The organism is Ornithinibacillus sp. 4-3 (assembly GCF_040958695.1).
In the GTDB taxonomy this organism is placed as follows: Bacteria; Bacillota; Bacilli; order Bacillales; family Amphibacillaceae; genus CALAMD01.
In genome coordinates this window covers 2,745,063-2,769,693 of sequence record NZ_CP162599.1, presented here as the reverse complement: position 1 = coordinate 2,769,693, position 24,631 = coordinate 2,745,063, and the positions used below count along the sequence as shown (strand labels likewise).

General features: G+C 35.1%; 16 protein-coding genes. 12 read left to right on the top strand and 4 right to left on the bottom strand.

All coding sequences use genetic code 11. The features are described 5' to 3' along the window. The first annotated feature begins 43 nt into the window (after positions 1-43). The 5 genes from tnpB (at position 44) to AB4Y30_RS13560 (ending at position 7,850) form a co-directional block, all read left to right on the top strand. Positions 44-1,177: an IS200/IS605 family element RNA-guided endonuclease TnpB gene (gene tnpB / locus AB4Y30_RS13580; RefSeq protein ID WP_368652756.1), complete on the top strand. Its 1,134-nt coding sequence runs from the start codon at positions 44-46 to the stop codon at positions 1,175-1,177. Positions 1,178-1,574: 397 nt separating this feature from the next. Next, positions 1,575-2,489, top strand: a complete 915-nt coding sequence (hprK, locus tag AB4Y30_RS13575; protein WP_368652755.1) for an HPr(Ser) kinase/phosphatase — start codon at positions 1,575-1,577, stop codon at positions 2,487-2,489. A gap of 68 nt (positions 2,490-2,557) precedes the next feature. Continuing rightward, the gene (locus AB4Y30_RS13570) at positions 2,558-3,715 is read left to right on the top strand and encodes an NAD(P)/FAD-dependent oxidoreductase (RefSeq protein ID WP_368652754.1); all 1,158 of its coding nucleotides are present in this window, start codon (positions 2,558-2,560) and stop codon (positions 3,713-3,715) included. 231 nt (positions 3,716-3,946) lie between these two features. Beyond that, positions 3,947-6,082, top strand: a complete 2,136-nt coding sequence (locus AB4Y30_RS13565) for an EAL domain-containing protein (protein ID WP_368652753.1) — start codon at positions 3,947-3,949, stop codon at positions 6,080-6,082. Between the two features lie 37 nt (positions 6,083-6,119). Next, positions 6,120-7,850, top strand: coding sequence for a methyl-accepting chemotaxis protein (locus tag AB4Y30_RS13560; RefSeq protein ID WP_368652752.1), 1,731 nt, complete (start codon positions 6,120-6,122; stop codon positions 7,848-7,850). Positions 7,851-7,979: 129 nt separating this feature from the next. Here AB4Y30_RS13560 and AB4Y30_RS13555 read toward each other — a convergent pair whose 3' ends face one another. Beyond that, positions 7,980-9,464 carry a catalase gene (locus AB4Y30_RS13555; protein WP_368652751.1) on the bottom strand — a complete coding sequence of 495 codons (1,485 nt, stop codon included), beginning with the start codon at positions 9,462-9,464 and terminating at the stop codon, positions 7,980-7,982. Between the two features lie 330 nt (positions 9,465-9,794). On the opposite strand from AB4Y30_RS13555, the gene AB4Y30_RS13550 reads away from it, so the two are divergent. Continuing rightward, positions 9,795-10,751 carry a Gfo/Idh/MocA family protein gene (locus AB4Y30_RS13550; protein ID WP_368652750.1) on the top strand — a complete coding sequence of 319 codons (957 nt, stop codon included), beginning with the start codon at positions 9,795-9,797 and terminating at the stop codon, positions 10,749-10,751. A 449-nt stretch (positions 10,752-11,200) separates the two neighbouring features. Continuing rightward, the gene (locus AB4Y30_RS13545; protein ID WP_368652749.1) at positions 11,201-11,929 is read left to right on the top strand and encodes a response regulator transcription factor; all 729 of its coding nucleotides are present in this window, start codon (positions 11,201-11,203) and stop codon (positions 11,927-11,929) included. Here the strand turns inward: AB4Y30_RS13545 and AB4Y30_RS13540 are convergent. Then, positions 11,916-12,053 carry an anti-repressor SinI family protein gene (locus AB4Y30_RS13540; protein ID WP_368652748.1) on the bottom strand — a complete coding sequence of 46 codons (138 nt, stop codon included), beginning with the start codon at positions 12,051-12,053 and terminating at the stop codon, positions 11,916-11,918. The genes AB4Y30_RS13545 and AB4Y30_RS13540 overlap by 14 nt on opposite strands. A 227-nt stretch (positions 12,054-12,280) precedes the next feature. Further along, positions 12,281-13,405 (bottom strand): IS4 family transposase, encoded by a 1,125-nt coding sequence (locus AB4Y30_RS13535; RefSeq protein WP_368652633.1) that lies wholly within the window; start codon positions 13,403-13,405, stop codon positions 12,281-12,283. Positions 13,406-13,784: 379 nt separating this feature from the next. Between AB4Y30_RS13535 and AB4Y30_RS13530 the strand changes: the two genes are divergently transcribed. Both AB4Y30_RS13530 and AB4Y30_RS13525 read left to right on the top strand, forming a co-directional pair. Beyond that, a complete protein-coding gene (locus tag AB4Y30_RS13530) occupies positions 13,785-18,980 on the top strand; it encodes an AAA family ATPase (protein ID WP_368652747.1) in 5,196 nt (1,731 codons plus the stop codon). Between the two features lie 74 nt (positions 18,981-19,054). Continuing rightward, positions 19,055-19,726, top strand: a complete 672-nt coding sequence (locus tag AB4Y30_RS13525) for a uracil-DNA glycosylase (protein WP_368652746.1) — start codon at positions 19,055-19,057, stop codon at positions 19,724-19,726. A gap of 498 nt (positions 19,727-20,224) precedes the next feature. Here AB4Y30_RS13525 and AB4Y30_RS13520 read toward each other — a convergent pair whose 3' ends face one another. Next, positions 20,225-21,214 carry a P1 family peptidase gene (locus AB4Y30_RS13520; protein ID WP_368652745.1) on the bottom strand — a complete coding sequence of 330 codons (990 nt, stop codon included), beginning with the start codon at positions 21,212-21,214 and terminating at the stop codon, positions 20,225-20,227. Positions 21,215-21,413: 199 nt separating this feature from the next. On the opposite strand from AB4Y30_RS13520, the gene AB4Y30_RS13515 reads away from it, so the two are divergent. The 3 genes from AB4Y30_RS13515 to AB4Y30_RS13505 are packed head-to-tail and all read left to right on the top strand — an operon-like array spanning position 21,414 to position 24,619. Beyond that, positions 21,414-21,635: a hypothetical protein gene (locus AB4Y30_RS13515; protein ID WP_368652744.1), complete on the top strand. Its 222-nt coding sequence runs from the start codon at positions 21,414-21,416 to the stop codon at positions 21,633-21,635. Between the two features lie 22 nt (positions 21,636-21,657). Further along, complete coding sequence (locus AB4Y30_RS13510; RefSeq protein WP_368652743.1) at positions 21,658-23,538, top strand: ABC-F family ATP-binding cassette domain-containing protein; 1,881 nt, start codon at positions 21,658-21,660, stop codon at positions 23,536-23,538. A gap of 28 nt (positions 23,539-23,566) precedes the next feature. After that, positions 23,567-24,619, top strand: coding sequence for a C45 family autoproteolytic acyltransferase/hydolase (locus tag AB4Y30_RS13505; protein WP_368652742.1), 1,053 nt, complete (start codon positions 23,567-23,569; stop codon positions 24,617-24,619). Positions 24,620-24,631: the final 12 nt, after the last annotated feature.

The following is a 24,631-nucleotide window of genomic DNA, read 5'->3' as shown; positions in this document are numbered from 1 at the left end:
CGATATAATGGGAACATACATTCTCAATATGTGAGGTGAGGTCATGTTAGTCAACAAAGCATACAAATTCCGTATCTATCCTACCAAAAAACAGGAAATTCTACTTGCTAAAACAATCGGATGCAGTCGTTTCGTATTCAATCACTTTTTAAAGCAATGGAACGAAACATACAAAGAAACAGGCAAAGGCTTAACTTATCATGCTTGTTCTGCTGAATTAACCAAATTGAAAAAAGAATTAATATGGCTCAAAGAAGTGGATAGTATTGCCCTTCAATCTTCCCTTAAAAATCTTGCTGATGCATATACACGATTTTTCAAGAAACAAAATAAAGCACCACGCTTCAAGTCTAAAAAGAATGACGTACAATCCTACACAACGAAAGAAACAAATCATAACATTGCTATTATAGATAATCGAATCAAGTTACCGAAACTTGGTCTTGTTCGCTTTGCCAAAAGCCGTGAAGTATATGGTCGTATCCTTCGTGCTACGGTTAGACGAAATCCTAGTGGCAAATATTTTGTATCCATTCTAGCCGAAACGCATGTGCAATTATTGGAGAAGACGGATGCATCTATCGGTATTGACTTAGGCATCACGGACTTTGCTATCCTTTCCGATGGTCGTAAGATAGACAATCATAAGTTCACATCAAAAATGGAAAAGAAACTAAAACGTGAACAGCGAAAGCTTTCCAGACGTGCATTACAGGCGAAGAAAAATGGCATGAATCTACTTGATGCCAAAAACTATCAAAAGCAAAAACGTAAAGTTGCTAAATTACACGAAAGAGTAATGAACCAACGTGACGATTTCCTTAACAAGTTAAGTACAGAAATCATCAAAAACCACGATATTGTCTGTATCGAAGACTTGAATACCAAAGGAATGTTACGTAATCACAAGTTAGCAAAATCAATCGCTGATGTATCATGGTCTGCTTTTGTATCGAAATTAGAATACAAAGCGAAATGGTACGGTAAAACCATCGTAAAAATAAGAAGATGGTTTCCGTCTAGTCAGATCTGTTCCGCTTGTGGACAGCTAGCTGGCAAGAAAACGCTTGAAATTAGAAAATGGACTTGTCCTGTTTGTCATGCACAGCATGACAGAGATATCAATGCCAGTAAAAACATCTTAGCTGAAGGCTTAAGGATCTTAAACTCCGCTTAAATGGAATTATAGAACCGTAGGAACTACGGGGATAGCTTGGTTCATAAGAGAAACCGCTGTTGACAAAGAAATAGGTCAACAAGTACACTCTGTTCCCAAGAATCTCCCACTTCCATCAGACAGTGGGGCCGATAAGTGGGGGGAGTTCAACATATGTTAAGTCCTAGGAATTATTATATCAACCTTTGACGTAGTACAGTTGACTTATTTCATAAAAAAATAGTCAAAAATATTGAAATAACAATGATTTAATACTATGTTAGAGGTGAGCATTTTTCTAGAAAAGTCAAAACATTTCGAATGGAAAGAGGTTTTTTGTTCACCTATGATTAAGTATATAAATAGGGTATATTTGAAACAAACATTAGGTTAATTTTTTAATAGAATGGAGATAAAAATGGACGAAAAATCGATTACTGTAGAACAATTAGTAAAAAAATTTAATTTAAATATATTAACTGGAGAAAAAGAATTAGATCGCAAGATAACACAGGCCAAAGCACATCGTCCAGGGTTAGAGTTTGTTGGTTATTTTGACTTTTTCCCAATGAACCGGGTACAAATTCTTGGTAGAAAAGAGATAACTTATTTACATAAGCTATCAGATGCTGAACGTAAAAAGCGTATTGGTAATATTGTTAATTATCATCCGCCATGTTTTATCGTGACAGATGATCAAACAGACTTAACCTATTTGAATAAATATTGTGAGGAAGAGAACATTCCGCTTCTTGTTACAAAAGAATCAACAGCTTCATTTATTGCGAAATTAGATGTCTATATGGCTAAATCACTTGCAGAAGAGAAAATCATGCATGGAGTTTGTGTGAATGTTTCTGGGATAGGAATTTTACTTCGTGGGAAATCCGGTGTAGGGAAAAGTGAGACCGCACACACATTAATTGGTAAAGGACATCGGTTGGTAGCAGATGATATGGTTGTATTAAAAAAGCTAGGGCCACAAACTTTACTTGGAACACATAATGAGAATAATAAAGAATTCCTTGCATTACGTAGTATCGGGTTGATGAATGTAGTTCGATTGTATGGTCGTAATGCTTTTCAAGAAGAAACACGTATTGCGCTTGATATTGAATTAACCAAATGGGAAGATAAGAAGCTTTACAACGAACTGGAACTCGAGCCAAAATACTCAGAATATATGGGAGTTAAGGTCCCATATATTGAAATACAGTTACAGCCAGGGCGAGATGTTGCTGGATTAATAGAAGCAGCAGCTAATAACTGGTATTTAAATCAACAAGGCTATAGTGCAATGGAAGAGTTTAAGGAACGCCTGCAGGAAGATTAGTTTAAAGTGGTTGTGTGAAATTCTTTCTAAGATGAGGAAGAGTTAAAATATATTTTGAGGTGATAAAAATGGCAGATGTAATTGTTGTTGGTGGAGGAATTATTGGTTCATCTATCACATATCATTTAGCTCGTGATGGGGTGGACGTTTTACAGCTTGAAAAAGGAAGCGTTGCCAATCAAGGTGCAGCGTCAAGAGCTACTGCAGGAGGAATTCGGTTAAATAATCGGGATGTACGAGAATTAGAGCTGGCAAAAGAGAGTATTAATCGCTGGAAAACATTAGAAGAAGAGTTGGAAGCAAATGTAGAGTATATTCCAGGTGGACAGCTTTATTTATTTGATGAGCGCTATGAACTGGATGAGTTAATCAAGCGGCAAAAAGCAGATGAAGCAAAAGGAATTGAGGCGAAAATTTTAGAAGGAAAAGAGATAAAAGAAATAACACCAAATATTTCGGATGAAATCCCTCGAGCTATTTACTATCCAGCAGGTGGACAAGGAAATGGTTTAATGGCTACAGTTGCTTACACGAATAAATCTCGTCGTTTAGGAGCTGAATTAAGAACAGGGGTAGAAGTACTTTCTATTGAGACAGATAAAGGAAAGATTACAGGTGTACAGACAAATGAAGGGTTTATTCCTTGTGATACAGTTATAAATGCTGCTGGTGCTTGGTCACCAACATTACATGAAACAGTTGGGCTTTCCTTGCCGCAATTAAAACCATATCGTCATCAAATGTCTGCAACGTATGCTGCTCCATTATCCTTATTACCTGGACCAACAATTGGAGCTATTGGAATGAAGATTTCTTTGAAACAAACGATTGATGGCCGTTTAAGAGCCGGTGGTGGTTATACGACATTACCAGGGCCGGATCAATATACAGGTCGTTATAATGAAGCAGATTTACTTGACCAACGAAATACGGTATTAAAGATTATTCCAGCGGCTAAAGATTATGAAGTTGATTTTACATACTATGGTGCAGAAGCACATTGTGTAGATGATATTCCAATCCTAGGCGCGGTTCCAGAAGTAGACGGCTATTATATTGCAGCTGGCTTTAGTGGTCATGGATTTACACTATCACCTGCCATAGGTGATATGATGGCTCAGGTTGCTCAAAGAAAGACTCCTAAAATTAATATTGATGCTTTCTCTATTACACGTGATTTTTATAAAAAAGATGATTCAGGTACAGTACGTCATATTCCAGGTTGATAAAGTAAAATAAAAGATTGAGGACTCTGTGACAATTGACGAAATTAAATAGACGAAAATGTTATAAACCTTTATAATAGTAGTAGTCAAAAGTACTCAAAATAAAATGAAAATGTTAAAAAGTATACAAATGCTAAAAAGTTGTGATACTTTAGTACTTATTCGTTTTAAGAGTAAAAATGACCGATCTTTGGAAATAGATCGGTTATTTTTCGTAAGGAGAAAACACAGATGGATCATAGCCAAGACAAAAAACAAGAAAATATTTCGGGAATTCAAGGTGACAGCTTGGATTTAGCGAAAGTGATGCAACAACGACATGTTGTACAGAATTTACAAGATATTAACTTCGCCTTAGACCAATCATCTATTGTAGCAATAACAAATTCAAGAGGAACGATTTTACATGTGAACGAACTATTCTTAAAAATTTCAAAATATGAGCCGGAAGAATTAATTGGGAAAAATCATCGAATCATTAATTCTGGGCATCATTCACATGCTTTTTTCAAGGATATGTGGAGAACGATTGGGACAGGGAATGTCTGGCATGGTGAAATATGTAATCGAGCAAAAGATGGTGAAATTTATTGGGTAGATACAACTATTGTTCCATTTTTAAATGAGCGTGGAAAACCGTATCAATATATTTCGATACGCAATGACATTACCCATCGAAAACAAATGGAAAAAGCACTTAAACGAAGTGAAGAAATGTATCGACTTATTACAGAAAACTCTACAGATCTTATTTCTGTTGTAGATCGAGAAGGAGTATTCCAATATGTATCCCCATCACATGAAATGATAATAGGATATACACCAGAAGAAATTTCAGAGAAAAAAATATCTGAATGGATCGAGGATAAAGATCGTATCTATATAGCTCAAAGCATTAAGGATTCGATACCTGATACAGGGTCTAGATTACTTGAGTTTAAATTAATGACAAAAAATAATACATATATTGATGTAGAAACGAAAGTTCATGCATTATCCATTGACAATAGTGAAGAGCAACATCGCCTGCTGGTGATGCGTGATATTACAGAACGAAAGAAGTCAGAAAGAATTATTGAACATCTTGCATATCATGATGCTTTAACGGAATTACCGAATCGCCGCTTTTTTATGAAACAAATTAGAGAAGAAATCGAAATTGCAGAAATAAAAGATTCGATGTTTGCTGTATTATTCTTAGATATGGATCAATTCAAGAATATTAATGATACATGGGGACATGAGCAAGGGGATAGAGTTTTAAGAGAGGTAGCAAGCAGGATTCAAAAATCATTGCGGCCTACCGATCTAATAGCGCGCTTTGGTGGGGATGAATTTACCATGCTACTTGGCAATATAGCCAGTGCATCTGAAGTAGAGAACCTGGTGAAAAAAATTCAACAGGACTTTGAAGAATTAATCATTGTTGGAGATAGAGAATATAATATTTCATTTAGTACAGGGATAGCTTTGTATCCTCAACATGGAAAGACTATTGATGCTATGCTAGCAAAAGCGGATACAGCTTTATACGAGGTGAAAAAGCAAGAAAAAGGAACGTATGCATTTTTTAATGAAAAAATGGAACAAAAATCATTAGAGAGAACATTGCTAGAAAATGAATTAAAAAAAGCGGTAGCAACAGGACAATTTTATATTGATTTCCAACCAAAAATTGATTTGACACATGATATAGTGATGGGGATGGAAGCATTGGTACGGTGGGACCATCCAGAATTAGGGAAAATCCCTCCAAATAAATTTATCCCCTTAGCAGAAGAAACCGGACTAATTATCAGTATCGGGGAATGGGTATTGAGGACTGCATGTGAACAGACCAAAAAATGGCATGCAAATGGATTTGAACAGCTAATTGTTTCTGTAAACCTATCCGGGAAGCAATTATCAGACCATCATTTTTTAAGAAAGCTAAAGCAAATTTTAGAAGAGCATGATTTTGATCCACAAAAGTTAGAACTAGAAATTACGGAAAGCGTATTAGTAGATAATAATGAGGTTTTCTCTACATTACAAGAAATCCGTAACCTAGGTGTACATATTTCCATAGATGATTTTGGAACAGGATACAGTTCGTTTAGTTATATTAAAAATTTACCAATAGATATTTTAAAAATTGATGCTTCATTTATTCAAGACATAGATAAGAATGAAGAGAGTCAAGCAATTGTATCAGCAATTATTTCGTTAGCAAAAAACTTAGAAATTGTGATAATCGCTGAGGGAATTGAAACGGAAGAACAGCGGGATTTCTTAAAAAATAAGCAATGTACAAATGGCCAAGGATATTTCTTTAGCAAGCCATTATCCGTAGAAAAGTTTGAACAATATTTAGCTTCGTTTAGTTAGACTTTCTTTTAAATATAGGAAATAGCAGGTGATGATGATGAAAATATTATTTAAAAAGCCAAAAACTTGGAATGAATATATTGAGCGGACAGGAGATACGGATGTTAAGGATGTTGGAGAACGTGTAAAACAGCGTCTCGCATATTTAGGAATCTCAGAACAAACATTAGTAGATGTAAAACAAGCTTCAGAATTTTTACTCCCTTATAAGAAAGAGGCTGTAAGTGAACTTTATAGTCAAATTACATCAGATAAACATTTACATCAGATGATTATTGAGAACTCTACATTAGATCGTCTACAAGGGACAATGGAACAATACGTACAACGGCTACTAGATGCAAATGTAGATCGGGATTATATTCGAAATCGTATTATGATTGGACAAGTACATAGCCGCATTAATTTAACTGCAGAGCATTTTATTTCTGCACATCATTTATTAATGCATTTACTAACGACCATTATTATGGAGAAAATGTATAAGAATCCAGATCAAATGATGCAATGTGTTTTATCGATGCAGAAATTAATGGCATTTGATCAGCAGCTTATTGTAGAAGTATATATGGAAGAGACATTCAAATCATTCCTATTTGGAATTTCTAAAACATTAGATTATACGACACAATTAGATACATCCAAACAACTAATTTCAGAGATGAACTCGATGAATGAAGAAAGTCATAGTGTATCCAGCGCGACAGAGGAAATGAATGCATCTATTTTTGAAGTAGCTAATTACGCAGTACGTGTTGCTGAGGAAACAGATGCTGCTGTACAATCAGCAGAAGATAGCAGGAAAATTGTGAATAGCACACTTGGGAAGATAGAAGAAGTTGGTGAAGTCTATCGCCAAGTAGTAACACATGTTGAGGAATTGAATCAGGAAATTGATCAAACACAGCATATTGTAGAAGTTATTCAGGATATTACAGATCAAACAAATTTATTAGCTTTAAATGCGAGCATTGAAGCAGCACGGGCAGGAGAGCACGGCCGCGGATTCTCTGTTGTGGCAAATGAAGTGCGCAAGCTTGCTGAGCATACAAAAGATCAAACGATGCAGATTATTTCAAACATGTCCTCTTTACAAAATGTGTCTGGTATCGTTACGAATCAAATGGAAAATACAGAAAAGTTAATTGCTAAAAGCGTATCAGATGCTCAAATAGCTGATGAGGCATTAAATAAAATCGTTTCAGCGATGCAAAATATAAATCAATCCACATCACAAATTGCAGCTATGTCAGAAGAGCAAACTTCTGCAGTAGAGGAGATTGCGCAACGTAACTCGAAAATATTTGAACAAACAAATAGTTCACAAAAACTAGCATTAGACACAGCCGAAATTATTTTTGATTTAAGTAAGCAAATGGAGGGGCATCGGAATCAAGTATTTTCGACAAATGTTAAACTATCGGAAAAAGATATTATTCGTATAACGAAAACAGACCATTTATTATGGAAGTGGAAAGTTTATAATATGCTATTAGGGTTAGAAACAATCGGCATTAAACAAGCTGGATCTTATGAAAATTGTAGACTAGGAAACTGGTACTATAGTGTGAAATCGGAGAAATTAAGAAGTAATGCTATTTTCCAGCAGCTAGAAGGACCGCACAAGTCTGTTCATGAATATGCTGCTCGAGCAGTACGTGAATATCAGGCTGGAAATATGGTAGAAGCTGAACAAAGCTTCCAACGTTTATCAGAAGCTTCCGAGGAAGTTATTTCCCTATTAACTCAATTAGAGGCAGTTCTTTAATTATAAAATAAAAAATCGTCTTATTTCTAAAATAGAGTACTCTATTTTAGAAAGGACGATTTTTTCTCTTTAAAAAAGCCTTTCACAGAAAATCAGCAAAAGCTGGTTTCTGTGAAAGGCTTAAATTTCTTACGCATTTTCTGTATCTAATGCTGCTTCGACTTCTTCCCAAGCAATATTTGCCGCTTTTGCAACACCTTGACCATATGCTGGGTCAGCTTTATAGCAATTAATAATATGACGAATTTGAATATGTTTTTCTGCATCTGCCATATTGCGAGCAGTGTTACCGAATAAATATTCTTTTTGATCGTCACTCATTAGGTTGAATAACTTACCAGGTTGTTCATAATAAAGGTTATCATCTTCCCGGAAATTCCAACGATCGGCATTTCCATACAAATCTAATGCTGGTTCACTATGATCTGGCTGTTCTTGCCATTCACCATAAGAGTTTGGCTCATAGTGAAGTGTGCTTCCCATATTCCCATCTACACGCATTGCTCCATCACGATGGAAGCTATGTACAGGGCATTTCGGTTGGTTCACTGGAATTTGGTGATGGTTTACACCTAAACGATAGCGCTGTGCATCTCCATATGAGAATAGACGTCCCTGTAACATTTTATCAGGAGAGAAGCCAATTCCTGGAACTACGTTTGCAGGTGTAAATGCTGCTTGTTCTACTTCTGCAAAGTAGTTTTCTGGATTACGATTAAGTTCAAATTCTCCAACTTCGATAAGTGGGAAGTCACCTTTATACCAAACTTTTGTTAAGTCAAATGGATTGTAAGGCATGTTATTTGCTTCTTCTTCTGTCATTACTTGAATGTACATTTTCCATTTCGGATAATTTTCATTTTCAATTGCTTCATATAAATCCTTTTGATGACTTTCACGATCTTTACCTACAACATCTTCAGCTTCTTGATCTGTTAAGTTCTCAATGCCTTGTTGTGAACGAAGATGGAATTTAACCCAAACACGCTCATTTTTTGCATTAATCATACTGAAGGTATGGCTTCCGAATCCATGCATCGTACGATAAGATTTTGGAATACCACGGTCACTCATTACAATGGTTACTTGATGCAATGCCTCAGGAAGAGAAGACCAAAAATCCCAGTTATTATTAGCGCTACGCATATTAGTACGTGGATCACGTTTTACTGCATGGTTAAGATCAGGGAATTTTAATGGATCTCTAAAGAAAAATACAGGCGTATTATTTCCAACAAGGTCCCAATTTCCTTGTTCTGTGTAGAAACGCATAGAAAATCCGCGAATATCGCGCTCAGCATCGGCTGCTCCACGCTCACCAGCTACTGTAGAAAAACGAACAAACATATCTGTTTGCTTTCCTATTTCAGAGAAAATCTTTGCAGATGTATATTGTGTAATATCATGTGTAACGGTAAATGTTCCATAAGCACCTGAACCCTTCGCATGCATACGACGCTCTGGAATTACTTCACGGTCAAAATGTGCCAATTTCTCTAAAAACCAAACATCTTGAAGGAGCATAGGACCTCTTGGGCCTGCTGTTAATGAATCTTGGTTATTCGGCACGGGAGCCCCTGCTACTGTAGTTAACTTCTTTTTCTTATCTTCCAATTCATTCACTCCTCATAAATTATAATCTATACTTCTTTATAATGATTATTATAACATGAGTAATCAGAATTTGATAGTAAATTTAATGGCTTTTTTCTTGTAATAATTATAAATAATATGTGACGATTGTCTAATTATTTTAAAATTTACCTATCAATAATAATCATTTAAATAGCTTTAATTTTTAATTGCTATATGGAAACCGAATTATGCTACTAGATTATTAAAAAAGTTTCTCTACTTTCAGGTAGGCAAAAGAGGAAGAATTTTCGAAAATATGTTATGATTTATTCGGATTACTAATTATACTATTTATTGAAGGTGATAATAATGGGAAAACTAAACATAGGTATTATTGGTTTAGGAGCAGTTGGAGAAAGATTAATTAAACAATTTATCGCTCATCCAGAAACAGAAATTGTTGCGATTTGTGATGTAAGCGTTAACAGAATGAATGAAATTAGAGAGACATATGTAGAGGCGACTTCATATGAAGACCATAGGGATTTGATCCATGATGATCGTGTCGAATTGGTTTATGTAGCAGTACCACCAAAGTTCCATCATGGAATTGCACTTGATGTAATGGCAGCAGGGAAAAATATTTTATGTGAAAAACCGCTTGCAAATACATATGAAGAAGCAAAAGATATGGCAGAAAAAGCTGCTGAAGCAGGAGTAATGACCGCAATGAATTTCCCATTGCCATACACACCACCTGTACAGCTCTTTGAAGAGAAGCTGAACAGCGGTATCATTGGCAAATTAAGACGAATTGATTTTAAAATGCATTTTACAACATGGCCTAGGGCATGGCAACAAAATCCATGGATTGCTAAAAGAGAGCAAGGTGGATACATTCGTGAAGTAATGCCACATTATCTTCAATTTATCCAACAAATTTTTGGGAAGGTAACGAATGTAAATTCATTTATTGATTATCCAGATAATGAAGAAGACTGTGAGATTGGCATCATTGCTCGTCTAGAGCTTGAGGATGGAACACCTATTTTAGTAAATGGACTAAGTAATATTGCGAAGCAGGAAGATGTTGCATTACGTGCTTATGGGGAGAAGGGAGTATTATCTCTATTAAACTGGGGAACATTAACATTCTCTTCTTTAGATCAGGAAGAGGAAGTATTATCTCATCGTGATCGTGAAGCGAAAATGCTACTGGTAGATGAATTGGTGAAGGCGGCTAAAGGAGAACCAGCTCACTTAATTGATTTCCAAGAAGGTTATGAAGTTCAAGCAGTACTGGAGAAATTATTAGGAAAGAACTAAAGCTATTCCTATTAATTCTTTTCAAGCGTGTAAATCAATATATAAGGATACGAAATCATCTAGTCTTTCGTATCCTTATTTTTATATCGATATTCGAATTCTGAAACTGATTTTTCACAATTTCTACTATCCTTTACTTATGTATTATTCAATAGATTGTTTCATATTATAGTTTTAATGACGTCATGAATATGAAAATAGCATGGGTTATTCAGAAAGAATTAGCATGCTATTTTTTTATGTGCTTTGCTTAACACTTCATTGTTTTAAAGAAAACTTACACGATATATTCTTTACTTATAATTCCGAAAGATTAAGATGAACAGGAATAAAGTCATGGTAAATAAGGGTGGAAAACGATATAATGAATACTCGAACTATTCAAAAACTGGACATTTTCTTAATAATAATTGATAATCAATATTTTATATAAGGAAGGAGGGATAAAGATGGCTAATGAAAAAATCTTAATCATCGATGATGATGCTGATGTACGAGACGTTTTGCAAGTATATTTAGAGAAGAATCATTTTCAAGTCGTTACCTCCTCAAACGGTTATCAAGCTTTACAATTAATTGATGAAGATATTCCTGATTTAATTATTCTAGATGTAATGATGCCGCATTTAGATGGCTTTGAACTTTGTCAATATATACGAAAGAAAACAGAAGTACCTATTTTATTTTATAGTTCTAAAAATGAAGATATGGATAAAATAATTGGCTTGAGTATTGGTGCGGATGATTTTATTGAAAAATCAACAAGCTTTTCTGTGATTGTTGCCAAAGTGCGGGCGCATTTACGAAGAACACGGACATTTCCAGCTCAAGAAAATACTAGTCTTAAAACAAGTAGAGAGAATGGAAATAATTTAATGTTTCCTGGTTTGATTATTAAGCTGGAAAGTGCGGATGTTCTACTAGATGAAGAGTCTGTGAAGCTGTCAGCGAAAGAATACCAACTCTTATGTGTCCTTGCGAAGAATCCTGACCGCATTTACAGTGTAGAGCAGCTTTTTGACATGGTGTGGGGTGAAGATAGCTTAGGCGATTATCGTACTGTACTTGTCCATATTAGTAATCTACGAAAGAAACTAGAACAAAACAGAAATGACATTGAATATATTCAAACATTTCGTGGAATTGGATACAAGTTTAATGGGTTTATTGATGCATAAGTTGATATTTGATGAACTGTCGAATTTCTTTTGCGCTTAAACCTAATTTTTTTGCTTCTATAATTAGAGCAACCCATTCAGGATCATAGGAAACTTTATTTTTATCTTTAGTTTTTATTTTCATTTGTATTTCTCCCCCTTTAACTTGTTACTACTTCAAAGTATATAGAGGAAGGTTAAAAAATAAATCAAGTTTAGATTAAGTTTCACTAGCGTCGCATAAATAAATGCAGAATGTTCTGAACTACATTTCTGGTTTTAAAGAAAAAATTGAAAGCACCTAAACAAAGGTAGTAAACATCCATTTTTTTGACTATAGCCAAAGACGAGTGCGACAAAAATTAAAAAGTTTTACGGGACACCTTTTCCTTTGATTTTACGAATCCAAATATGGGCAGATTTCCAAATTGCGGCTTTTAAATAACGACTGATTTGGAGATAAGTCCGCGAGCTGTTTGTGCTTAGCTGCGCGAGTACGTTTAAACAATAGACAATCATCGCTACGTACACTTGATTATGGACTGCTTGTTCGCTATGCCCGTAGAACTTTTTGATTGAGAGATGTTGTTTCATCCATTTGAAAAAGAGTTCGATTGCCCATCTGGACTTGTAAACATCGGCGATTTCAACTGCGCTAATGTCAAACCGATTTGAAATTAACGTGAGTTCTTTCCCTTTATCATCCAGTACTTTTATTTTACGAAAAACGTGTTCTGTTCGGTTTTGAGTTGATCCGAGAACGACCATTTCATCTGATAAAATAGATGAGTTTGATGGAACTTCAAGTGTTTTAATTACCCGAACGACAGCGTTTTTCCTTAAACGTGATACAAAGAAATAGCCGTCATCTGTCATGCGATCGAAACGCTCGTAATCCAAGTAGCCACGGTCAAAAACGTACATGCATTCTTTATCGTCAACAAATACTTCTAACTGTCCACGGTCGTGTTCTATTGCGTTCGTCATGACTGCTTTGTCCGGATAAGAAAGGCCTTTTTCCATAAATACAAGGCGCAGATGAAGCTTTACGCCAGACTTTGTTTTTCGGAATTCAGCCCATCTGTGATTCGTTAAATTTAAAGGTAATGTGGTAGAATCAATCAACATCCAAGGTGTAGACGTTTTTCTTCTGTGCTGAAAGTCTGTTTTTTCATGAATTTTCGCTACTAGATTTAAGAAGATGGCTTCAAAAAAAGAAGTAGGCACTTCATTTAGTCTTCTGCCTAATTGTGAAAAGCTAATGGATTCAAACCCAACTGCTTTTTGAAGATCATCTGAAAAAACAGCGTCAGCTAACGCCCGTAAACTTTCGGTACCATGAAGTTGCGCAAACAGCAGTAACTTCATGAATGGCGCCATATAAAGCTTCTTTGTATAGTAATCTAATTGAAAGTTTCCAACCATTTCATTAAAAAGTTCAGTCGAAATCGGTGAAAACCATTGTTCAAATGATGTTTTTCGTGTAAACTTATCCATGTGTATGTCCTTTATATTGGATTTGGATAGTTTACTACCAAACCCCATTATAAAGGATTTTTTTATGGAAAAATATAGTTAAAGAAAATTCAGTATTTTACTTTATACTTTTGTTTTTTAATGCGACGCTAGTGATTAAGTTTAGATTAATTATTCTTAATATTATCATTAATAAGAACGCTGATTGTTCATTAGAGAAAGTTAATTCAAATTTCTTAGAAATAGAATGTAGGATAATATATAATCAATTTTCCTCTTTGAAATAAGAGATTTCACAAGAAGGAAAGAACAAATAGGGGGCTCTAGTAACAATATTAAACATAGGCAAATGGATTCGCTAGGTATTTAATGAATGGGATGCTGAGTGGAGATGAGGATAATGAAAGATATTTTAGGCTATCGTGTGTTAGAACAGCTTATCGATGAACGTTCATGGAATTTATATAAAGTTTATGGTAAAGATGATCATAAAATCGTTACATTAAAACAATTGAAAAATACAAATTTAGCATTATGTGCTGCGGAAGCCATCCATGATTTTCATATGAGTAGTCGTCTGTCACCTAGCTTTGTTTTACAGCCATCGAAAATAGAAAAACACGGGAATAAAGTTCTGGCTGTTACAGAATACTTTTCAGGAAAAACATTAAGGCAATGGATAGATGAGCGTAAGCATCTAGTTCTTGATCTTCATACCTTTCTTCATATTGCATCAAAGCTTGCAAGTATATTAGCATCTGTACACCAAGAATCTATTATTCATAAATTTTTACAGCCGCAATTTATTTTAATGGATATGCATCAAAAGGAGATCAAAATTACTGGTTTACATCAATCAACAATGCTGCAATCAGAAATGGTTCAACCGGTTTATTATCGTAATTTAATTTATGATGCAATTTACTGGTCTCCAGAGCAATCTGGAAGAATGAATCGCTTACTAGATAATCGTTCTGATTTATATTCTCTAGGAGTTATTTTATATGAAATTCTTGTCGGTGAAATTCCATTTAAATTTGATAAAGTGGTAGACATGATCCATGCACATTTAGCATTAGAAGCAAAACCGCCACATGAAATAGATAAAACTATTCCAGTGACTGTTTCTAATATTGTTATGAAGTTACTTGAGAAATCTCCTGAAGACCGTTATCAAAGTGCCTATGGATTAAAAGAGGATCTTGAGAAATGCATGCAAATGTTAACTCGTGAAGGAGAAATAGCTGATTTCTCATTAGGAGAGAAGGACCAGTATGTTTTGTTTAATCCTACAAACAAATTATACGGAAGGGATGATCAGCTCAAGCAATTATTAGATCATTTTTATAAAACGAAAGAAACAGGCTCACGACTTACTCTTATTACTGGTCGTTCTGGTATAGGAAAAACAGCGTTGGTCGGTGAATTGGAAAAATCGATAATTATTCATAAAGGTTATTTTATTTCAGGAAAGTTTATTCAGTTTCAAAATCGAATTCCATATGCTCCAATTGTACAGGCATTTCGAACATTATTAAAACAAATTATGGCTGAAGGAGAAGAAGCGACATCTAAGTGGAAAGAAAAAATCAAACAAATGATGTCTCCCGTTTATATTAGCGTTATTGCCGATTTGATTCCAGAAATAGAATGGTTAGTTGGAAAACAAACAGTAGTACCAATTATTGCGGTAGAAGGGATTCATTTTCGTTTTTTACAAGCAGTAAGTCAATTTATTAGTATCTTCGCTAGTAAGGACCATCCGCTTGTATTCTTTATTGATGATCTACAGTGGGCAGATTATGCCACATTAGATTTAATTAAACATATAATCTTGAATCATGAATCAGAGCACTTTATGGTTGTTGGTGCCTATCGTGATCAGGAGGTTATGGTTGGTCATCCACTTGAACTAATGTTATCTGAACTAAGAGATCAACATAAACCTATTGTAGAAATAAATATGAAACCATTAGAGCTTAATCATATTTTGCAATGGATAAGTGACACCATTTCTATTGAACAAGAAGAAAAAGTAGCATTGGCTAAAATTATCTATCGTATTACACAAGGTAATCCGTTGTTTATCGTACAATTATTAACTTCTTTTGTAGAAGAGAAAATTATTGATTTTGATAGTCAAGTTGGGAAATGGCAATTGTATCCTGAACATCTAACAGATTTAGATCTTACGGATACCATTATTCAAGTCATCATGAAACGGATAGAAAAACTACCAAAAGAAACAATAGAAATCCTACAAATTGCAGCTTGTCTTGGAAATCAATTTGAACATCATACACTGGCATCCATTGTGGAAATAGATGCTTCTGTATTATCAGAACAGCTTTGGTGTGCACTAACAGAAGGTCTTATTTTACCGCAGGATGCACATTATAAATGGGTTTATCCTAATGAAATATTTCCTTTGCTAAAACAGGAATCACCAAAATATTTATTTTTACATGATAAGGTTCAGCAAGCTTTTTACGACATGATGTCTTTGGAAAAGCGGGAGCAGTATCATTTGAGGATTGGTAGATATTTAAGAGCGGCAGATACAGAATCTGAAAGTCAATACTTGTTTGATATCGTTTCACATCTAAATTCTGTTGCTGATTATTTAACAACAGAGGAAAAAATCGAATTAATTAAAATGAATAAAGAAGCTGGTGAGTCAGCCATACAAAGAGGGGCAACGATGTCTGCTCTCCTTTATTATCAGAAAGCACGTGAGCTTTTACCAACAGCAGTATGGCAGAATCCTTTTTCTTATGAATTAATATGTAATATCGTTTTTGGTTTGGCAGAGGTGCATTATTTAAATCAAAAATTTCCAGAAGCTGAAGCTATTTTAGATGAGATGCTAACCTTCCCTTTACAATTAAAAGAGAAGATAGCTGTCTATAATTTGAAGGTGCGTCTGTACACCCATACACATCAAGTCAAAAATGCAGTAAGGGCTGGAATGGAAGGCTTGCGGTTATTAGGCTTAGAAATTAATCAAACACCATCAAATGCAGTATTACTAAAAGAATTTATGAAAACAAAACTAGCAATTGGTAGGAAATCACCTGAAAAATTATTGATGCTATCTGCTGCTACAGCAGAGCACCCAAAGCTGTTGATGCAAACACTAATTAATACGAATGGCTCTGCATATCATGTTAACCACAAAATGGCAACATTATTGATGTTAAAGGCATTACAACTAACAATAAAGTATGGAGATATGGATACTACTTGTCTCGTATATAATAATTATGCATTAACTTTAAGTGCGGGATTCAATGATTATGAAGGTAGCTTTCAATTTTCACAACTGGCGATGCAACATGTTGAGAAATTTAATGACGCAAGCTTAAAAGGAAGAATCTATTTTGTATTTGGTAGTTTTGTTAATCATTGGAAGGCACAGCTAAGACTTAGTTTACAATATTTAGAACGTTCACAGCAGCTAAATATTGAAGCTGGAAACCTCCATTTAGCCGGAGCATGTAGCGCTTTTATTGGTTGTGTAATGTTTTATAAAGGAGAAAATTTGCGTACGATATTAGAAACAATCGAACGTCAACTTTCCTTAGCGAAACAATATAAATATACATTAGCCAATGACTTTCTATCGGAAATGCAGGATTGGCTTGAAATTCTCTCAAAAGGAGATAGTGAAGTAGTTTGGGAATTTCCTTTATTTACAGAGGATGAAGCTGCACTTATCATTCACTATACCTTCCGATTACAAATGACATATTTGTTTTTAAATGAAAAAAAGGCACGGGAAATTATTGAAATTTTGGAAGAGAAGTCAAAGGCCTTACCAACACTTATTGCTACACCAGAATATTATTTTTATTATTGCTTATGGATATTGAAATTCGTGGATAGAAATACAATGACCTTATCTGCTGCCAAAAGGAAAATAAACAAGAAACTAAAAAGGTTGAAAGAATGGGCAAAGCTTTGTCCTGAGAATTATCGACATAAATACTTATTAATTAAAGCAGAATTCTTAAGAATGAGTAATCAAAAGGCCGGCTTAATTCAAATGTATAATGAAGCGCTACAGTACGCAGAAAAACATGGATTTCTTCAAGATGCAGCCATTATTAATGAGTATGCAGCATTATACTTTATTGATGAAGAATTATATACACCAGCAAAAGCATATATGACAGAAGCGTATGATGGCTATTTAAAATGGGGAGCGGAGCGAATTGCTCATGTGCTGTATTCCATGCATTCTGATTATATTACTGATCGTTATACAAAAAATGTAACAAATATTACATTAGAAAATGAATTTATTGATGTTGAAACAGTAATGGAATCCATGACAACGATTGCTCGTGAAGTAAACTTCGATCAGTTAATATCGAAGCTGTTAAATATTATTATGACATATGCGGGTGCGGTCGATGTATATGTAATGATTATGGTTGACGGAGAATTAGAACTTGCAGCCTCCAATAATGCTGAGAAAGGCTTAAAGTTGTATCCACAAACGCAGAAAGTCGAGAACATGGATAATTTACCAATTTCCATTATTCATTATGTGCATCAAAGTCAGGATACTGTTGTATTAGGTCAAGCAAATAAAGATGGAGATTTTGTAAACGATCCTTATATTAAGAATAATGAAGTGAAATCTGTCTTATGTATTCCTATTGTCTTTCAACAACATGTTACAGGAATCCTTTATTTAGAAAATAATAAGACATCATATACTTTTACAAAGGACCGAGTTGTCTTGTTAACTTTATTAGCATCTCAGACAGCAACCTCTATTGAAAATGCCTATTTCTATCAAGACTTAGAAGATAAGGTAAAAGAGAGAACCATACAGTTAAATCAAGTAAATGGAAAATTAATTCAAGCCAATCAATCCCTTGCTTTATCAAAGGAACAACGTCGACAATTACTGGCGAATATTTCTCATGATTTACGATCACCGATTTTAATTGCTCGAAATCATGTTACGGCTTTATTAGAAGGAGTAATTGAAGATCCAGAAAAACAGCATCATTATTTGCATGTGGTGAAAGATCGCCTTACTTCTTTAAATAAACTAATTCAAGATTTATTTGATATGACTCGGCTAGAATCTGGTAATTTTCTTTTTCAATTTGAAGCTATTCCAGTCGATCAGTTATTTAAGTACTTGTGTAAACAATTTGATTTTGAGATGCGGTATGAAGAAATTATTTATAAATGGAGTATGGATGAGCCTGAAGATCGTTACCCATTAGTAGAAGCAGATATAAGTCGCCTAGAGCAAGTAATGAATAATTTAGTGTTTAACGCTGTGAAACATGCGCAGCCAACAAGGATTGAACTTCGGTTAGAGTTTTCAAATCCTAATGAAGTTACTATTCACGTTATTGACAATGGCAAAGGAATTACTGGAGAGGATCTTCCTTTTATATTTGATCGTTTTTATTCAAATAAACCTGCAAATGGACAAGCAACCCATGGGCTTGGACTAGCAATAACAAAAGAGATTATTATGCAACATAAAGGGGAAATAAATGTAAAAAGCAATGTTGGAAAAGGGACAATATTTTCCTTCACCTTACCAACATTTGATGTAGATGAGTAACAGGAAGTGAAGCGAACAAACCATCGAGTTATGTTATTCTAGAATAAAGAAACAAGATAAAGGAAGGCAAACAAATGGGAAAAAGAATATTACAAAATGACTGGCATGATTTGCTGCAAGATGAATTCAAGAAAGAGTATTATTTACAGCTACGCGAATTTTTAAAGCAAGAATATGCAACGCAGACAATATTTCCACATATGAATGATATTTTTAATGCTCTACACTATACAGCATTTGCAGATGTTAAGGTTGTTATTTTAGGGCAGGATCCGTATCATGGGCCAAATCAGGCACATGGTTTAAGCTTTTCAGTTCAAAAAGGAATTCCACATCCGCCATCACTGCAGAATATTTTTAAAGAATTAGAAAGTGATTTAGGATATCAACCACCAAAAGACGGATATTTAGTAGGCTGGGCAAAACAAGGTGTGCTCTTATTAAATACGGTCCTAACTGTTCGGAGCAGACAAGCACACTCCCATCGTGGTAAAGGCTGGGAAATATTTACAGACCAAGTTATTCAAACATTAAATCAAAAAGAAAAACCAGTTGTTTATATCCTATGGGGAAGTGCCGCGCAAAGTAAACAAGCTTTAATAGATACAAGCAAGCATTTTATTATTAAATCGCCACATCCAAGCCCATTATCTGCTTATCGCGGCTTTTTCGGAAGTCAGCCGTTTTCAAAAACTAATGAATTTTTGCGTCAAGCTGGATTAGAAGAAATAGATTGGCGGTTGTGATGGAAAAGGGAATGTAGGTGCATTGATGTATAGAAAATTGGCTATAGCTCTTTGTTCTTGCTTAGTTTTTAGTATAGTTTTTACAACCATAGCTTACTTATTAGCAGGTGTAGAGGGAAGAGAATCATACTCCTTCATAGATATGATTATAATAACAATATCCTATTCTATCCTATTTTATTTGCTACTTGGTATCTCTTTTGCTTATTTGATAGAATTTGTAAATAGGCATAAACAAATGAATCATTTCATAAATTCCTTATGGTATATTATCGCTGGAATGGGGATTGGTACGACTCTTTATTTGATGAGTAATGACCTAATATATATAGGAATAATACTAACATGTTGTTGTGCTACTTTTACTTTCTTTATTGTATCCTTCTTGTTTGATAAGTTAAATTTGTTTGTAGATGCAAAGATATCTTTACAAGGAAAAAATGTGTCCAGGTAAATCATTTCGCTGATTTGCTGGACACATTTTTCTATGAAATTATATTAAAATTTTGCTTGATAGATAACTCGTCCATTTCTCCCTTCTGTTGTTTCTGCATTTCTAAGTGAGCTAAGAATAGCTTCTTCCGTTGCTTCTGTAACAGCTTGAAAAAATCTATTCATGGTTGAGTGATCGTCGCGAAGATGTGTTAGTGCTTCTTCTGCACCTTCATAATGATGTTTGTATCTGTTTGCCGTAGAGAAAGAAATAACAATATCTCCACTACCATTATCATAGCTACTACCTGTGCGGGCAAGTCCAGCACCGGCACGTTTTGCAATTCTGCGTAATTGACGATCATATAATGGGGCATCTGTAGCAATAATCATCATAATAGAACCATCTGGAGTATCTATTTCTCCTTGAGGAGTTAGATCAGCAAATAGTGCATCGTCACGTTTTCCGAAATTAGATAGTACTAGGCAACCAACCGTATAATCCTTCTCTTCCACCGTTACCACCCTTGAGGATGTACCAATTCCACCTTTATGACCAAAGCAAACCATTCCTTTTCCTGCACCAACAGCACCTTCTTCAGCTGGTTCATTGGTTGCTTTTTGAATAGCTTCTATCGCATGCTCTGGTTTGATAGCTTGTAGGCGCATAGAGTTCAGATGGCTATCATTACATTCACCAACCACAATATTAATAGAGCTTGTAGAATCTCCAATTTCCTCTGTTTCCTCTAACATATAGGTTAATGCCCCTTGTAATACAGGACCTACACTAAAAGTATTAGTTAGCATAATTGGTGATTCAATTAACCCTAGTTCATCTACTTGTATCAGACCAGCAGTTTTTCCAAATCCGTTCACAACATAGCTTGCAGCACGGACCTTTTCTCTGAAGAGATTACCAGTATGTGGTAATATCGCAGTGACTCCTGTACAAATCACATCTTTATCATTGAGTTTTTCATATAAAGTTACATGTCCAACTTGAACACCTGCAATATCCGTAATACAATTTTTGGCTCCTTTTGGAAGTTGCATATGTAATTCTCCTTTACGATATAATGGATTAGAAAACAAGTTCATTATAGCACATGCTAGAAGAATAAATGAGAATAGACAGAACTCTCCATGTGATTGATTAATTGTGTTCATAAAATTTTAAAAACCAGGAGCTATAGCTCTTTTTATAGAAAATATTGCTAGATTGAGCTAGAATGGACATAGGATTCTATTGAATATGGGGGAGATTATCATACCAGCGAAGATTTTACTATATCAAATCATTGCAATTAGTGTTATTTGGCTAGGAATGCTTGCTTTTTTCAATGATTTATACCAAACAGGTGTCTATATTTTTTATGCGATTACATCTTGGTTATTATTTTTGATTGTTCTATTTATTAAACAATTCATTCGAGAAAGAAAAGAAAAGCAAGATCATCCGAATAAGAAATCCTAAGAAAACGCGAGGCGGATTATAAATGCTTACAGTAGAAAACTTACAAAAGTCATATGGAGATAAAGTATTATTTCAATCACTTGATTTCACTATTCGTCCCCTAGACAGAATTGGTTTAATTGGTGTGAATGGTACAGGAAAGTCAAGCTTATTAAAAATAATCGCATCAATAGAAACAGCTGATCAAGGGACAATTAAAGCAGCAAAGGATTATCGGATTGAATACTTAGCGCAGGATCCAGATCTAGATCCTGCGTTAACTGTCTTAGAGCAAATATATCTGGGTGAAACCACTGTGATGCAGGTGATGCGTGACTATGAAAAAGCGCTTCTCGAGCTGGAAGCAGACCCAATGAACGAAGGAGCACAAAATCGTTTAATGAAGATGCAGCAAGCAATGGATGAACATGAAGCTTGGGAAGCAAATACAAAGGCTAAAACGATTTTAACGAAATTGGGGATTAAAGATTTCCAAAAGAAAATTGGCGCTTTATCAGGTGGACAGCAAAAACGCGTTGCTTTGGCAAATGCTTTAATTCAGCCTGCGGACTTACTAATTTTAGATGAGCCAACAAACCATTTAGATAATATGACAATTGAATGGTTGGAAACATATCTAACGACTTATCAAGGGGCTTTATTATTGGTAACACATGATCGTTATTTCTTAAATCGTGTCACCAACCGAATTTATGAATTGGATCATGGTGTTTTATATACGTATGAAGGTAATTATGAAGTGTTTTTAGAGAAAAAAGCAGAGCGTGAGGAAGTAGAAGCGAAAGAACAGCAAAAGCATCGCAGTACATTGCGTAGAGAATTGGCTTGGCTACGCCGAGGTGCTCGTGCTAGGACAACGAAACAAAAAGCTCGTATTGAACGAGTGGAGGAGTTACAGGATAAAAAATTTACAGCTGATCATAATGCGGTTGATTTTCAAGTAGGTTCTACTCGTCTAGGAAATAAAGTAGTGGAACTAAAAGATGTAGCCATATCCTTTGATGGAAAGCAGATTATTGCTCCATTTAGCCGTTTAATTAAACCAGAAGATCGCATAGGGATTATTGGTCCAAATGGTACTGGGAAAACAACAATGCTCCAAATCATTGCTGGTCGCCTACAAGCAGATCAAGGAGAAGTTGAAGTAGGTGAAACAGTAAAATTTGGCTATTATACTCAGGGTGACGAAGAGCTTAACGGTGAAAAACGAATTATTGAGTATATTAAAGACGTGGCTGAAGTTATTTATACGAAGGATGGTCGACCAATAACAGCTGAACAGATGCTTGAACATTTCTTATTCTCTCGTGCAGAGCAATGGACATACATTCGTCGATTATCTGGTGGAGAGAAGCGCCGTTTATATTTATTAAAGATTTTAATGACAGAGCCGAATGTTTTACTACTGGATGAGCCGACAAATGATTTGGATACACAGACATTAGGTGTATTAGAAGAATATTTACAGGATTTCCCTGGTGTAGTAATAACCGTTTCACATGATCGTTATTTTCTTGACCGAATTGTAGAAGAATTACTTGTATTTACAGGAAGTGGTTCAATCAAGAATTTTTACGGTAATTACAGTGAATTTTTAGAGAAGGAAAAAGCGATATTTGAGGAAGTAGTGCCAGTCCGCCAGCAGCCTAAAGCTCCTGAAGTCACTGAAAAGAAAAAGAAGAAGCTTTCTTATATGGAGCAAAGGGAATGGGATTCCATAGAAAATGAAATTATGGAGCTAGAAGAGAAGCAAGAAGCATTACAAGCGGCTATTGCTGAGGCTGGAAGTGACTTTGATCGGGTACAGGATTTATTTGCGGAACAACAGGAAGTCGATACACAATTAGAAATAAAGATGGAGCGTTGGGAAGAGCTGTCCTTACTTGTTGAAGAACTAAAATAATACTACAACATATGAAAAGGAGAAAATATTGAAGCAAATATACAGTGAGATTATCCAATGTAGAGGCAGTCATTATGATTTAGGTTGGATGCAAGGGAACGCTTTAAAAGATGGGTTAGTATTGAAGAATCGTAAGAAACAGTGGAAGGTGAATAGACCACGGTTTTCTGTTGATGAACAGGAAGCTAAAGAGGTTATTTTCACCTTTGCGCCACAAATTTGGGATGAATTACTTGGCTTGCAGGATGCATTAGAATGGCCGATAGAAGAGATAATAAAATTCTTTAGTGGATACCAGATGGAATATCGTAAAAGTGGTTGTTCCATTTACACAACAGAAGATTATATGATTCGAAATTATGACTATCATCCAAAAACATATGAAGGGCGTTTTGTATTATTTCAACCGACTGATAAAGGACATGCTATTATTGGGCCTTCGCAGTTGATCACAGGGCGCATGGATGGGATGAATGAGCATGGGTTGGCGATTGGTTATAATTATATCCATCAAAAGAAGCCAGGAGCAGGTTTTGTCTGTAATATGATCGCTAGAATTATTTTAGAAACATGTGAAAATGTAGAACAAGCATGCGAGGTATTAAAAGAAATTCCGCATCGTCACTCCTTTACTTATGTCGTGTTAGATACAAAGGGGATTACCTACGCAGTTGAAGCGACTCCAAGGAAGATTATTGTAAGAGAAGCAAATATCTGCACGAATCACTTTGAAGAATTAACAGACGAAAATCGTTATCATCTTGATGATTCATTCCGAAGAATGGCAGCAATCCAAGCAGAAAAGCAAAATTTAAATACTGTCAGCGATGCTTTTCATTATATGAATAATCGAGAAGGGGATGTATTTGCCCATCAATATAAGAGCTGGTCTGGAACCATTCATACTTCTGCGTATTTACCAAAGCAAAAGGAAGTATGGTTTGGTTTAGGTGGCAATGCTCGACCAGTTATTTTTGATTTTGCCAAATGGCTATCGGGAGAAAAGCTGTTTATTAAACGAATGATTGGAGAGCTTGATACAGAAGCTTTTTTCTTACATATGGATAAAGAGGAATATTAGACGAAGGATAGA